At 36.6% G+C, this 14167-nt stretch carries 14 protein-coding genes; 8 read left to right on the top strand and 6 right to left on the bottom strand.

All coding sequences use genetic code 11. The features are described from left to right. Window positions 1-99: 99 nt before the first annotated feature. From hisG to hisIE, 8 genes are read left to right on the top strand one after another with little or no spacing between them, the layout of a single operon-like run. Window positions 100-957: an ATP phosphoribosyltransferase gene (hisG, locus tag G508_RS0116730; protein WP_026706384.1), complete on the top strand. Its 858-nt coding sequence runs from the start codon at window positions 100-102 to the stop codon at window positions 955-957. Then, window positions 957-2249, top strand: coding sequence for a histidinol dehydrogenase (gene hisD / locus G508_RS0116725; protein ID WP_026706383.1), 1293 nt, complete (start codon window positions 957-959; stop codon window positions 2247-2249). Before hisG ends, hisD begins: the two co-directional genes overlap by 1 nt. Beyond that, complete coding sequence (gene hisC, locus G508_RS0116720) at window positions 2242-3267, top strand: histidinol-phosphate transaminase (protein ID WP_026706382.1); 1026 nt, start codon at window positions 2242-2244, stop codon at window positions 3265-3267. Before hisD ends, hisC begins: the two co-directional genes overlap by 8 nt. Beyond that, window positions 3264-4352 (top strand): bifunctional histidinol-phosphatase/imidazoleglycerol-phosphate dehydratase HisB, encoded by a 1089-nt coding sequence (gene hisB, locus G508_RS0116715; protein ID WP_026706381.1) that lies wholly within the window; start codon window positions 3264-3266, stop codon window positions 4350-4352. The genes hisC and hisB overlap by 4 nt, the downstream gene beginning before the upstream one ends. Continuing rightward, window positions 4349-4927 carry an imidazole glycerol phosphate synthase subunit HisH gene (gene hisH, locus G508_RS0116710; RefSeq protein WP_026706380.1) on the top strand — a complete coding sequence of 193 codons (579 nt, stop codon included), beginning with the start codon at window positions 4349-4351 and terminating at the stop codon, window positions 4925-4927. Before hisB ends, hisH begins: the two co-directional genes overlap by 4 nt. Further along, a complete protein-coding gene (gene hisA / locus G508_RS0116705; RefSeq protein WP_026706379.1) occupies window positions 4924-5637 on the top strand; it encodes a 1-(5-phosphoribosyl)-5-[(5-phosphoribosylamino)methylideneamino]imidazole-4-carboxamide isomerase in 714 nt (237 codons plus the stop codon). The genes hisH and hisA overlap by 4 nt, the downstream gene beginning before the upstream one ends. Then, complete coding sequence (hisF, locus tag G508_RS0116700) at window positions 5631-6383, top strand: imidazole glycerol phosphate synthase subunit HisF (protein ID WP_026706378.1); 753 nt, start codon at window positions 5631-5633, stop codon at window positions 6381-6383. Before hisA ends, hisF begins: the two co-directional genes overlap by 7 nt. After that, window positions 6380-6967 carry a bifunctional phosphoribosyl-AMP cyclohydrolase/phosphoribosyl-ATP diphosphatase HisIE gene (hisIE, locus tag G508_RS0116695; protein ID WP_026706377.1) on the top strand — a complete coding sequence of 196 codons (588 nt, stop codon included), beginning with the start codon at window positions 6380-6382 and terminating at the stop codon, window positions 6965-6967. The genes hisF and hisIE overlap by 4 nt, the downstream gene beginning before the upstream one ends. A 4-nt stretch (window positions 6968-6971) precedes the next feature. Here the strand turns inward: hisIE and G508_RS0116690 are convergent, their stop codons facing one another. From G508_RS0116690 to tgt, 6 genes are all read right to left on the bottom strand, one after another. Beyond that, entirely contained in the window at window positions 6972-7880 is a 909-nt protein-coding gene (locus G508_RS0116690; RefSeq protein ID WP_035695081.1) for a tetratricopeptide repeat protein, read from the bottom strand. Between the two features lie 10 nt (window positions 7881-7890). Continuing rightward, entirely contained in the window at window positions 7891-9438 is a 1548-nt protein-coding gene (gene dnaB / locus G508_RS0116685; RefSeq protein ID WP_026706375.1) for a replicative DNA helicase, read from the bottom strand. A gap of 142 nt (window positions 9439-9580) precedes the next feature. Further along, window positions 9581-10534: an acetyl-CoA carboxylase carboxyltransferase subunit alpha gene (locus G508_RS0116680; protein ID WP_026706374.1), complete on the bottom strand. Its 954-nt coding sequence runs from the start codon at window positions 10532-10534 to the stop codon at window positions 9581-9583. A gap of 347 nt (window positions 10535-10881) precedes the next feature. After that, window positions 10882-11769, bottom strand: a complete 888-nt coding sequence (locus tag G508_RS0116675; protein ID WP_026706373.1) for a DMT family transporter — start codon at window positions 11767-11769, stop codon at window positions 10882-10884. Then, window positions 11756-12841: an LptF/LptG family permease gene (locus G508_RS0116670; RefSeq protein WP_026706372.1), complete on the bottom strand. Its 1086-nt coding sequence runs from the start codon at window positions 12839-12841 to the stop codon at window positions 11756-11758. Before G508_RS0116670 ends, G508_RS0116675 begins: the two co-directional genes overlap by 14 nt. An 89-nt stretch (window positions 12842-12930) precedes the next feature. Further along, complete coding sequence (tgt, locus tag G508_RS0116665) at window positions 12931-14061, bottom strand: tRNA guanosine(34) transglycosylase Tgt (protein WP_026706371.1); 1131 nt, start codon at window positions 14059-14061, stop codon at window positions 12931-12933. Window positions 14062-14167: the final 106 nt, after the last annotated feature.

The raw sequence follows: 14167 nt of genomic DNA, 5'->3' as shown, positions 1-14167 counted from the left end.
ACTGAATAAAATATTCCGAACCCGTTTGAGCAATCAGACGGGTTTTTTGTTGGCCACAACTTCCTATTCTTTTTGCTCAAGCACAATTTTAAAAAAAAAATGAGTAAACTGAAAATTGCCATTCAAAAGAATGGAAGATTAAGCGAAAAATCACTGGAGCTACTAAAAGAATGTGGCATAAAACTTTCTAATGGAGAACGAAAACTTAAAACAACTTCTTCAAATTTTCCTGTCGAAATTCTGTTTCTGCGTGATGACGACATTCCGCAATATGTCGAGCAAGGTGTTGCTGATGTTGGTATTTTGGGCGAAAATGAGGTTTGGGAAAAAAATAAAAAAGTAAACCTTCTAAAAAAATTGGGCTTCGCCAATTGCCGATTGTCAATTGCCATCCCGAAAGAGGAGAACTACACTGGTTTAACTTTCTTCAATCAGAAAAAAGTAGCCACAAGCTATCCCAACATTTTACAGAATTATTTTACCCAAAATCAAATTGAAGCCGAAATCGAAACCATTGGCGGAAGCGTCGAAATTGCTCCAGGAATTGGTTTGGCTGATGGAATTTTCGACATCGTTTCCACAGGAAGCACCTTGCAAATGAATGGCTTGAAAGAAGTAGAACTGGTTACTAAAAGTGAAGCAGTCATGATTTCAAATACGGCATTAAACGATGAAAAAAAAGCCATTTTAGAACAACTCTTATTCAGAATTGAATCTGTAAAAAATGCTTCCGAAAACAAATACATTTTGTTGAATGCCCCAAATTCCTCCATCCAATCCATAGCTTCCATTTTGCCTGGAATGAAAAGCCCAACGGTTTTACCACTTCAAAAACAAGATTGGAGCAGTATTCATTCGGTCGTAAAGGAAGATGAATTTTGGGACGTTATCGACCAACTAAAAACTCTAGGAGCCGAAGGAATTCTGATTATTAACATTGAAAAAATGATTGCCTAATGCTACAAAAAATAAACAATCCGACAAAAGAAGAGTGGAAAAACCTTATCAAAAGACCTTCCTTTTCTCAGAAAAATTTAGACGAAACCGTACAACAACTCTTTTCAGAAATAAAACGAAATGGTGATACGGCTGTTAAAAAATATACTCAGTTTTTTGATAATGCAAAAATTGAAAATCTAAAAGTAACCGAAAAAGAAATTCAAAGCAGCATCAGTTTCAGTCCGTCAGAATTAAAGAAAGCCATTGATATTGCAAAAACCAATATCGAAAAATTTCACCGATCCCAAATCGAAGTAAAACAAGTCGTTGAAACAAGCGTTGGTGTAAATTGTTGGAGAGAAAGTCGGGCCATTGAAACCATCGGACTTTACATTCCGGGAGGCTCTGCTCCACTTTTTTCAACCGTTTTAATGTTGGGAATTCCTGCAAAAATAGCAGGTTGCAAGAACATCATTCTTTGTACACCTCCAGATCAAGAAGGCAACATCAATCCTGTAATTTTATATGTTGCCCAATTGATTGGCATAACTGAAATTTATAAAATTGGTGGTATTCAAGCAATTGGAGCAATGACCTTGGGAACAGAAACGGTATCAAAAGTGGAGAAAATTTTTGGTCCGGGAAATCAATTTGTCACGGCTGCAAAGCAGGAAGCCTTGAAATATGGCGTTGCCATCGATCTTCCTGCAGGTCCAAGTGAAGTGTTGATTATTGCTGATACAACTGCAAATCCTGAATTTATAGCTGCCGATTTATTATCGCAAGCCGAACATGGAGCTGATAGTCAAGTGATTTTACTATCTGACAATGAATCCATCATCAATAAAACAATTGAGGCTTTAGAAATTCAAACGGGAAAGCTATCCCGAAAAGAAACAGTTTTAAAAGCATTGAAAAATAGTAAGGCAATTTTGCTGAAGTCTATTGAGGAATGTAGCGATTTCAGTAATCTGTATGCTCCAGAACACTTGATTATTGCTACTGAAAATGCAACTGAATTAACTACTAAAATCAGTAATGCTGGTTCGGTTTTTTTGGGAAATTACAGTTGTGAAAGTGCCGGAGATTATGCCAGTGGAACCAATCATACGTTGCCAACAAATGGTTATGCCAAAAATTATTCTGGTGTTTCGCTGGACAGTTTTGTCAAAAAAATAACGTTCCAACAAATTAGTGCCATTGGATTACAAAACATTGGTCCTGCCATCGAAATTTTGGCGGAAGCCGAACAACTTTTGGCCCACAAAAATGCAGTTTCCATCCGTTTAAAAAGTTTGCAAAATGATTAATCTAGAACAATTAATTCGACCAAATATGTTGTCGCTCCAACCCTATTCATCTGCCAGAGATGAATTTTCAGGAAGCGAAGGTGTTTTTTTGGATGCCAATGAAAATCCGTTTGGCGAGTGGAACCGCTATCCCGATCCTTTCCAAAATACATTGAAACAAAAGTTAAGCGAAATAAAAGCTGTACAACCTAAAACTATTTTTCTCGGAAACGGAAGCGACGAAATTATCGATTTGTGTTTCAGGCTTTTTTGTGAACCTGGAAAAGACAAGGCTTTGACTTTTGTTCCAACTTACGGAATGTATGAAGTTGCTGCCGCAATCAATAGTGTTGAGTTGATTCAATTGCCTTTAAAAGAAAATTTTCAAATGGACATTGAAGCGGTAGAACCCTTTTTAAATGATAAAAACTTGAAACTGATTTTCCTTTGTTCGCCAAACAACCCGACGGGAAATTGCATTGACAACATTGAATATCTCTTGGAAAACTTCAACGGAATCGTTTTGGTGGATGAAGCTTATATTGATTTTTCTACCAAAGATTCATTGGCAAAAAAAACAAATCAATATCCAAATTTGATCGTGATACAAACCTTGAGCAAGGCTTGGGGTTTGGCTTCCGCCCGAATTGGTTTGGCAATAACAAATCCCGAAATCGTGAAGTTACTCAATAAAATAAAACCACCCTACAACATCAGTCAACTCAATCAGGAAAAGGCTTTGGAAATTTTAAGTGATACTAAAAATTTTGAATTCAAAAAGAAAATGATTCTAAAGCAAAGAACCATTTTACAAAATGAATTAGCAAAAATTGACTTTGTAGTAGAAATTTATCCTTCGGAAACGAATTTTTTATTATTGAAAGTAAACGATGCAGATGCTATTTACAACCAATTGATTGAAAAAAAAATAATCATTCGAAATCGGAATAAAGTGCTTGCAAATTGTCTTCGAATTACCATCGGAACACCAGAAGAAAATCACATTTTGATTGATGCTTTAAAAAATATACAACTATGAAAAAAATACTTTTTATCGACCGCGACGGAACTTTGGTTGCTGAACCACCAGTTGATTTTCAATTGGACAGCTTGGAAAAACTAGAATTCATTCCAGGTGTTTTCCAGAATTTATCAAAAATTGTGACTGAGATGGATTTCGATTTGGTTATGGTGACCAATCAGGATGGCTTGGGAACGGCCTCATTTCCAGAAGCTACTTTTTGGCCTGCACAAAATAAAATTATTCAGGCTTTCGCCAATGAAGGAATTGTTTTTTCAGAAATCTTGATTGATAAGAGTTACCCTGAAGAAAATTTATCAACGCGAAAACCAGAAACTGGAATGTTGACGCATTACCTCAAAGGAAATTATGATTTGGAAAATTCGTATGTTATTGGCGACCGTGATACCGATGTCCAACTCGCAAAAAACCTCGGAACAAAATGTATACTCATTGGAAAAAAAAATCCAGAAGCTGATTTTGTAACCGAAAAATGGTCGGAGATTTATCAGTTTTTAAAAGAAAATCCTCGAAAAGCGAAAACGATTCGGAAAACAAATGAAACCGAAATTGCGATTGAAATCAATTTGGATGGTTCGGGGAAAAGTACCATCGACACTGGAATTCCGTTTTTTGATCACATGCTCGAACAAATTGCAAAACACGGCAATCTAGATGTAGAAATTCAAGTTAAAGGTGATCTAGAAATTGATGAACACCACACGATTGAGGATACTGCAATTGCTTTAGGCGAAACTTTTTTAAAAGCTTTGGGAAACAAAAAAGGAATTGAAAGATACGGATTTTTGTTGCCAATGGACGATTGTTTGGCACAAGTTGCAATCGATTTTGGAGGAAGACCTTGGCTAGTTTGGGATGCCGATTTCAAACGTGAAATGATTGGAAAAATGCCTACGGAAATGTTCATGCACTTTTTCAAATCGTTTTCAGACCAAGCAAAATGCAACTTGAACATCAAAGCCGAAGGTGAAAATGAACACCACAAAATTGAAGCGATCTTTAAAGCTTTTGCGAAAGCGATAAAAATGGCGGTTCAAAAAACGAACAATTTTTCAATCCCAAGTACAAAAGGAATCTTATGATTGCAATACTAAAATATAATGCCGGAAACACAAAATCCGTGGAAAATGCCGTTCAGAAATTAGGCTATGATTGTGTGGTTACAGATGATAAAGATCTACTTCAAAAAGCCGATAAAGTGATCTTCCCTGGAGTTGGGGAAGCCAGTTCGGCCATGAAATACTTGGAAGAAAAAGGTTTAGATGAAGTTCTGAAATCATTGAAACAACCTGTTTTGGGGATTTGTCTCGGACTACAATTGATGTGCAAATTTACAGAAGAAGGCGACACACAAGGCTTGGGAATCTTTGATGTTTTGGTGAAAAAATTTCCGCCAAAAGATAAAGTACCCCATATTGGTTGGAACAATTTTGCCTTTTTGAATGGTTCTTTATTTGAAGGAATTGACACAATTGACGATGTTTATTTCGTTCACAGTTTTTATGCTGAACTTTCAGAAAAAACTATTGCGACATGCGAATATATCCTTCCGTTTAGTGCTGGATTACAACATAATAATTTTTATGCAGTTCAATTCCATACCGAAAAATCGGGAAAAATTGGCGAGCAAATCCTTAAAAACTTTTTACAATTATGAGAATCATTCCAGCAATAGACTTAATTAACGGAAAATGTGTGAGGCTGACCAAAGGCGATTATGCCACACAAAAAATATACAACGAAAATCCATTGGAAGTCGCCAAAGCATTTGAAGATCAGGGCATCCAATATTTACATTTGGTCGATTTGGATGGTGCAAAATCCAATCAAATCGTGAACCATAAAGTATTATATAAAATTGCTTCTAAAACCAACCTGAAAATTGATTTTGGTGGAGGCTTGAAAACTACTCCTGATGTTGAAATTGCTTTCGAAAATGGAGCTAATCAAATTACAGCAGGAAGTATTGCTGTAAAAAATGAAGCATTGGTTTTGAATTGGATTTTAAAATATGGATCCGAAAAAATCATTTTGGGTGCCGATTGTTTGAACCGAAAAATTGCAACAAACGGCTGGCTCGAAAACAGTGAAATAGATGTGATTGATTTTATCAAGAAATATCAAGAAAATAACATTCAAAATGTCATTTGTACCGATATTTCCAAAGACGGAATGCTTGAAGGTCCTTCATTTACATTATATGAAACAATTCTAAAAGAAGTAAAAATCAACCTTATCGCTAGTGGAGGTGTTGCTTGTTTAGATGATTTATTTGCATTGAAATTGTTGAAATGTGAAGGTGCAATTATTGGCAAAGCGCTATACGAAGGAAAAATTAAACTAAAAGATTTACGAGAACTATGCTAAAAAAAAGAATCATACCTTGTTTTGACATCAAAGAAGGTCGCGTCGTGAAAGGCATCAATTTTTTAGGACTTCGAGATGCGGGAAATCCTGTAGAAATGGCTTCGGTCTATGCCGAAAACGGTGCCGACGAATTGGTTTTTCTAGACATCACAGCGACTTTGGAAAACCGAAAAACACTAACGGATTTGGTCGGAAAAATTGCTGGTAAAATCAATATTCCGTTTACCGTTGGTGGAGGAATCAACAGTGTGGAAGATGCGGCAAGAATCATTGAAGCGGGTGCCGATAAAATCAGCATCAATTCTTCGGCATTAAAAAAACCAGAATTGATTAGAGAAATAGCCAACGAATTTGGAAGTCAGGCAGTTGTTGTGGCAATTGATACAAAATATAAAAATGGAGAATGGATGGTTTTTAGCAACGGTGGAACTATTTCTACCATTTGGAAAGCTCTTGATTGGGCAAAAGAAGCTGAAAAATTAGGAGCTGGAGAAATTTTGCTGACCTCCATGAACAACGACGGAACCAAAAATGGCTTTGCAATTGACATCACCAATCAAGTTAGCGAAAGTGTCAATATTCCTATTATTGCTTCGGGAGGTGCTGGAACTATGGAACACTTTGAAAAGGTTTTCACCCAAACAAAAGCCACAGCCGCTTTGGCTGCAAGTGTTTTCCATTATGGAGAAATTGAGATTACAGCTTTAAAAAATTATTTGAAAACTAAAAATATTGCCATCAGATGAAATTAGATTTTACTAAAACCAACGGATTGATCCCTGTGATTATTCAGGATTTTTACAGCTTGAAAGTATTAATGCTAGGTTATATGAATGAAGCAGCTTTCGCCAAAACACAAGCCGAAAAGAAAGTGACTTTTTACAGCCGAAGCCGAAATGAACTCTGGACAAAAGGCGAAACTTCGGGCAATTTCTTGAATGCTGTAAATTTTTCTAAAGATTGTGATGACGATACTTTACTGATAAAAGTCATTCCCGAAGGACCAGTTTGCCACACAGGTTCGGTTTCTTGCTTTAACGAAAGTTCGGCTAAAGGCTTTTTATATGAATTGGAAAATGTAATTGACGAACGAATTTCAAACGATAGTACCACTTCCTACACCAATGAATTGTATAAAAAAGGAATCAATAAAATAGCCCAAAAAGTGGGTGAAGAAGCGGTTGAGTTGGTGATTGAAGCCAAAGATGACAATATCGATTTGTTTCAAAATGAAGCTGCTGATTTGCTGTATCATTTTTTAATTTTGCTCAAGGTAAAAAATGTAAAGTTGGAAACGATTGAGGGAATTTTGAAGGAGCGGATGAGATAAAAAACTAGTTTGCCACCCTGCTTTTTTTTATCAAAAAGTAAAGTCCGATTAAAATCAATAAAATGGAAATTATCAACAAAGCAGTTTTCTCGTAATTAACTTTTGTAGTGTAAATAGTTTCCGTTTTATGGTTTTCTTTTTTATTAGCCAGATATCCATTTATAAAACTAATACGCTTTTCAAGCAATACAGACTGATATCCATAATCTTTCGCCATTTTAAAAATTTGATTTGCTTGAAGAAATTCAGATTCTAACATGGCAAGATTTCCAAGTTCAAAAAGAAGAAGGGCGATTATGGGGTCTTCAGATTTTATAAAACTGATTCTTTCATTGAGCTGATAATAAATAGATTTGCTTAATTTTTCTGTTTTATCCCAACTTAAATCCGAAACAGGCATATCAAAATTGCCAAAGCTTGTTTTAGTAAAAAACTCACTTGAAATCATATTGGGATTCATCTTTGCTTCTAAAATTTTAATATGTAACCATTCAGAGCCACTGTGAGAATCAGGACTTATAGCAACTGACTTTTTTATCCATTTTAGGGCATTTAGGTTATCTCCTATCAATTCATAAATTGTTCCAAGGTTTGAAGCAGTGGAATATCTATTGGGGTGTGTCTTCTCAATATCCAAATATAAGTTTAATGCGTCTTGATACTTACCTTGAATAACGAGCAAATAACCTTTATCAGATAAATATTCTATTTTTTTAGTCTTGTTATAAAGACTGTCCAATTCGTTGAATACTTTTTCAAACTCAATAGTAAAAAAGTCATGACCTCTAAGTATCATTCCCTCAAAATCTTCATACAAAGTCAAGCCATTTGCTAATGTCTTTGTTTCTCCGTTTAAACAAGCTACTGATTTTAAGGAAAATAAAACAAAAAGGACAACCAATACTTTTTTCATCTTTTGAAATTTAAAAAGGAACGTCACTATCATCGTCAAAATTATTCAAATTGCTTCCAAAGGCTTCGTTTGGAGACGGAAGATTTTTTGGAGTGATGAAAGGATTATCGTCGAGATTCATTTTAGATGGCAAGTCGTCATAACCTTCTCCATAGTTTTCAAGGTTGTCAAATTTACCCAGACTTCCAATAAATTTCAAACGGATGTTTTCTAAACTACCATTTCTGTGTTTGGCGATGATAAATTCGGCTTGACCCTCGGTTGGCGAATGTTCGTCATCATCCCATTCATCAATTTTGTAATATTCTGGACGGTAGATGAACGAAACAATATCGGCATCCTGCTCAATCGCTCCCGATTCACGAAGATCCGAAAGCAAAGGTCTTTTGCTCGATCCACGGGTTTCAACGGCACGCGATAATTGCGAAAGTGCAATAACCGGAACGCCAAGTTCTTTTGCCAAAGCTTTCAAGTTTCGGGAAATGGTAGAAATTTCCTGTTCACGGTTTCCACCACCTTTTCCGTTTCCACCGGCTGTCATCAATTGAAGATAATCGACAATAATCATCTTGATTCCGTATTGAGAGGAAAGACGACGTGCCTTAGCTCTTAAATCGAAAATGGATAACGATGGAGTATCATCAATATAGAGAGGTGCTTTCTCAAGATTTTTTACCTTAATGCTCAATTGTTCCCATTCGTGTTTTTCCAGTTTTCCAGTTCTTAATTTCTCTGAAGATAAACCAGTTTCAGACGAAATCAAACGAGTAATCAGCTGAACAGAGGACATTTCAAGAGAGAATAAAGCTACTGGATGACCAAAATCAATAGCGATATTTCGAGCCATTGATAGTACAAATGCAGTTTTCCCCATACCGGGCCTTGCTGCGATAATAATCAAATCACTTGGTTGCCATCCTGAAGTTACCTTGTCGAGCTTTTCAAAACCAGTCGCGATTCCGCTTAAACCTTCTTTTCCTGCAATCTCCTCGATTCTTTTCTTGGCTTGGATGACCAAACTTTGAGCCGTTTCGGAACTTCGCTTGATGTTACCTTGCGTTACTTCGTATAATTTTGATTCGGCTTTGTCCAGCAAATCAAAAACGTCGGTAGTTTCATCATAGGATTCCTCGATAATCTCCGAAGAGATTTTGATCAAACTTCTTTGGATGAATTTCTGCAAAATAATCCTAGAGTGAAACTCAATATGAGCCGAAGAAGAGATTTTTTGCGTCAATTGAATCAAATAAAAATCACCTCCTGCTAATTCGAGTTTAGCATTCTTTTTGAGCTGCGAAGAAACTGTTAATAAGTCAATAGGCTGTGTATCTGTGAACAACTGCACGATTGCTTCAAAAATATGCTTGTGGGCGTCTTTATAAAACGCGTCAGGCTGTAGAATATCAATTACCTCATCAACACCTTTTTTATCAATCATCATGGCACCAAGAACCGCTTCCTCAAGATCTAAAGCCTGTGGCGGAAGTTTTCCTTTTTCTAGATTGATGATGGTAGTTTTATCTACTTTGATTGGGTTTATATTTCTGAGATTTTCCATATTGCGAATGTAACTAAAAATAAAGAAGAAATCTTCCTCGACTTGTTAGCTACCGAGTGTTTATAAGTGTGTATTTTATGTTGATAAGTCAAAAAAAACGCCCCGTTGTTGACGAGGCGTTATTATGATAATTTTGTAAGATTTACTCTTTAAACTCGCCCATCTTGCTGTATTTATCCATTCTTTGGAACACTAATTCCTCTGTTGATAAATCTTTCAGTTCGTTATAAGCTTTGGTGATATATTGCTCAACCGTTTTAAAGGTTGTTTCCCTGTCATAATGAGCTCCACCAAGGGGTTCAGGAATGATATCGTCTACCAATTTCTGTTTTTTCATATCGGTAGAAGTCAGTTTCAAGGCTTCGGCAGCTTGTTCTTTGTATTCCCAGCTTTTCCAAAGGATTGATGAACAAGATTCTGGTGAAATTACAGAATACCAAGTGTTTTCCATCATCAAAACTTTGTCTCCAACACCAATTCCTAATGCTCCACCTGAAGCTCCTTCTCCAACGATTACGCAAATGATTGGCACTTTCAAGCGACACATTTCCATAATATTTCTAGCAATAGCCTCACCTTGTCCTCTTTCTTCAGCTTCAAGTCCTGGATAAGCTCCCGGAGTATCGATAAACGTTACAACAGGAATATTGAATTTTTCGGCCATTTTCATCAAACGTAATGCTTTTCTATAACCTTCCGGATTTGCCATTCCGAAATTACGGAACTGACGTGTCTTGGTGTTGTAGCCTTTTTGCTGACCTACAATCATAAACGATTGTCCGCCAATTTTCCCAAGTCCGCCAATCATGGCCTTGTCATCTTTGAAGCTTCTGTCGCCAAAAAGTTCAAGGAAAGTTGACCCACATAAAGCTCTAACGTGGTCCATTGTATATGGACGATTTGGATGACGTGAAAGTTGAACACGTTGCCAAGCGGTTAGGTTTTTATATATTTTGCGTTTGGTTTCTTCTAGTTTTTTCTCGATTTGTTTGCAGGTTGTCGAAACATCTACATTTGATTCTTGACCAATAATTTGACATTTGTCTAATTGGTCTTCAAGTTCTTTTATAGGAAGCTCAAAATCTAAGTATTCCATAGGGTTTGTGCGTTTTTAAATTTTGTTCGGACTACAAAGATAAAATTTAATATCGTGAACGAAAGATTTTTTTTGTTTTTATCGTGTTCTGTTTGGTATTAAAATCGGCAGGAATTGCAGGAATTATCACGAATTGTGAAAGTCATAAAAAATTACACAAAATTGGTATAGACAAAGCTGAGGAATAGCCCTGATTGTAATGGAAATCCTTGCTCTTGAAAATGTATTTTTTCCTGACAGAAAAGAGCGACCAACGGTCCCGACGCTTCGGGACCTTTTGTGTCTTGGAAAAAAACATTTTCAGGAGCAAGATTGAAATGGAAAGCGGGAAATAGCTCCTTAAAAAATTATGCTTTCGGTTTTAATTTGTTTTTGATAATGCCGTTTAGGATAACGGTCAAGAGGATTATGGCTGAGCCGATATAGAACGGAAGGCTCATTTTTTCGTCTTCGCCAATGATAAAATAGGCTAAGATGATGCCATAAACGGGTTCGAGATTGGTGGTTAGCATTACAGTATAAGGCGAAAGTCTTTTCATGACGTTTACGGATGCCGTGAAGGCATAAGCCGTGCAAACCGATGACAAAAGCAAAATTAGAAGCCAATCGTTTGTGGAGACTTTGAAGAAACTTGCATCAAATTTTCCTTCGAAAAGAAGGTAAACCGAAACGAAGAGGAAGCCTGCGAAAAACTCATATAAGGTGATGATGGTGGAGTCATGTTGCTGGATTAATTTTCCGTTGAAAAGCGTGAATAGAACGCCAACGAATACTGAAAATAAAGCAGCAAGGATTCCGTCGAGGTATTTGATTTCGACTTGCATGATCATGAAAAGTCCAGCGATAATGATAAGTCCGAAGAAGACTTCATACCAGAGCATTTTGCGTTTATAGAATAATGGTTCGAGAACCGAGGCAAAAAAAGCTCCCATTGAAAACATCGCCAAGGTGATGGAAACATTGGAAATATTGATGGCCTTGAAGAAAAATATCCAATGAATGGCAATTAGAAAACCTACGAAAACGAGCTTGATAATTGCTTTTGGAGGCAACAATAATTTCTTCTTTGTGATGAGGAGATAGACGAGCAAAAAAACTGTTGCCAAGAGCATTCTATACCAAACCAAAGATGCTTCACGGATGGTGATGAGTTCGCCCAAAACGGCGGTAAATCCCCATATAAACACGATTAAATGAAGATTGAGGTAACTTTTCAGATTGTTATCGCCTTGCATTTCTTAATAAATAAATGGCTAAAATTCCAAACACTATATTAGGAATCCAAACGGCTAAAAGTGGCGGAATGCTTGACTTTTCGGCCATTACTCCGAATATTTTATCGAAAAAAATAAAAGTAAAAGCAAGACCAATTCCGATGGCAAGATTCATTCCCATTCCTCCTCTACGCTTCATTGCTGAAACGGCTACGGCAATAATTGTAAGAATAAAGGCCGAAACCGGAATACTATATTTTTTATATAAAACCACCAGATAAGTATTGATATTGGCAGAACCTCGTTCTCTTTCCTTGTCAATAAATTTATTCAAATCGCCTAAAGAAAGTGTCTCGGCAACATAAACAGTTGGGGTTAAATCCTCCAATTCAAAAGTAAAAGTGGTATCCTTTTTAGTTTCCGAACGAATGACATCACTCAATTCGCCTACTTTCCTGTTGGTGTAGGAAAACATGGTATAGGTACTGTCTTTTTCATTCCATCTAATTCTACTGGCTGTAATTTTTTCTTTCAGGGTGTTGTCTTTCTTAAATTCTTCGAGAACAAAGTTGAATGCAGTTTGACTACTTTGATTGAAATTTTGAACGTAGATAAAGGTGCTGTCATTTATTTGTCGGTAAACATCGGCGGTTTGACGCATCTTGTTGATACCATTTCCTTTCAAGTAGCGGTATCGGAAACTATTAAATCCTTCGCTGGCTTTTGGTACCACAAAAAATCCCATCAACAAAGCAAAAACGGAAACCACTGTTGCTCCAATCAGATAAGGTCTGAGGAAACGTGTAAATGAAATTCCAGAGCTTAAAATGGCGATAATCTCCGTGTTATTGGCCAGCTTTGAAGTAAACCAAATCACGGAAAGGAACAAGAATATAGGGAATAAAAGATTGGCAAAATAGATGACAAAATCCAAGTAATACATTGCAATTTCTACAAATGGAACTTTGTTTTGCAACATTCGGTTTACCTTTTCGGAAACGTCAATTACAATCCCAATTGGAATAAACAAAAGCAACATGACAACAAAAGTGGAGAGGTATCGCTTTAGAATGTATTTATCTATTATGTTCATTTTTTAAGTTTAAAGTTTAAGGTTTAAAGTTTAAGGTTTAAAGTTTAAAAGTTTCCACAAGAACCTTAAACTTTAAATCTTAAACATTTTTATAACCTTTGATCCATTTGTTTTACCATCATTTCTTTCCACTGGCGGAAATCTCCCGCTAAGATATGTTTTCTGGCTTCGCGAACCAACCACATATAAAATCCAAGATTATGAATCGTGGCGATTTGCTTTCCAAGATATTCATTGGCTGCAAAAAGATGTCTCAGATAGGCTTTTGTATATTCTGTATCAACAAATGTATGTCCCATTTCGTCAAGCGGAGAAAAATCGGCTTCCCACTTTTTATTTTTGATATTGATGGTTCCGTGTGCTGTAAAAAGCATACCGTTTCGGGCATTTCTGGTTGGCATCACACAATCGAACATGTCAATTCCGAGGGCGATATTTTCCAAAATATTGATTGGCGTCCCCACACCCATCAGGTATCTTGGCTTGTCTTCTGGTAAAATCTCGCAAACCACTTCAGTCATGGCATACATTTCTTCGGCTGGTTCTCCAACAGAAAGTCCACCGATTGCATTTCCTTGTTGACCTGAATTGGCTATATATTCTGCCGATTGACGACGTAAATCTTTATAAGTACTTCCTTGAACTATCGGAAAAAAAGTTTGCTCATAACCATATTTGAAAGGTAATTTATCCAAATGATTGATGCATCTATCCAACCAACGGTGTGTCATGTGCATCGAACGTTGAGCATAACGATAATCACATGGATAAGGTGTGCATTCATCAAAAGCCATAATAATATCGGCTCCGATGGTGCGTTGAATTTCCATTACATTTTCGGGTGTAAAAAAATGGTAGGAACCGTCGATATGCGATTTGAATTTCACTCCTTCTTCCTTTATTTTTCTATTTGCCGAAAGGGAATACACCTGATAACCTCCAGAATCGGTCAGGATATTTCGATCCCAATTCATGAATTTATGCAAACCTCCGGCTTTTTCCAAGATTTCGGTTTGAGGACGAAGGTATAAGTGATAGGTATTTCCGAGGATGATATCCGGGTTGATTTCTTCTTTCAATTCGCGTTGGTGCACTCCTTTTACAGAAGCTACAGTTCCAACTGGCATAAAAATAGGGGTTTCAATCACACCGTGATCCGTAGTGATACTTCCGGCACGGGCTTTTGACTGAGGGTCTTTCTGTAATAAATCAAACTTCATAAAAACGTTTTTCTCCCGACTGTTCGGGACGGCAAAGATAAATTATTTAGGATTTATCAATCAGGATTTAGGATTTTATTTAACATTAATATTTCGATGGAAATTA

It is taken from the genome of Flavobacterium soli DSM 19725 (assembly GCF_000422705.1).
Taxonomy (GTDB): domain Bacteria; phylum Bacteroidota; class Bacteroidia; order Flavobacteriales; family Flavobacteriaceae; genus Flavobacterium; species Flavobacterium soli.
This window is presented reverse-complemented; position numbering and strand designations above follow the sequence as displayed.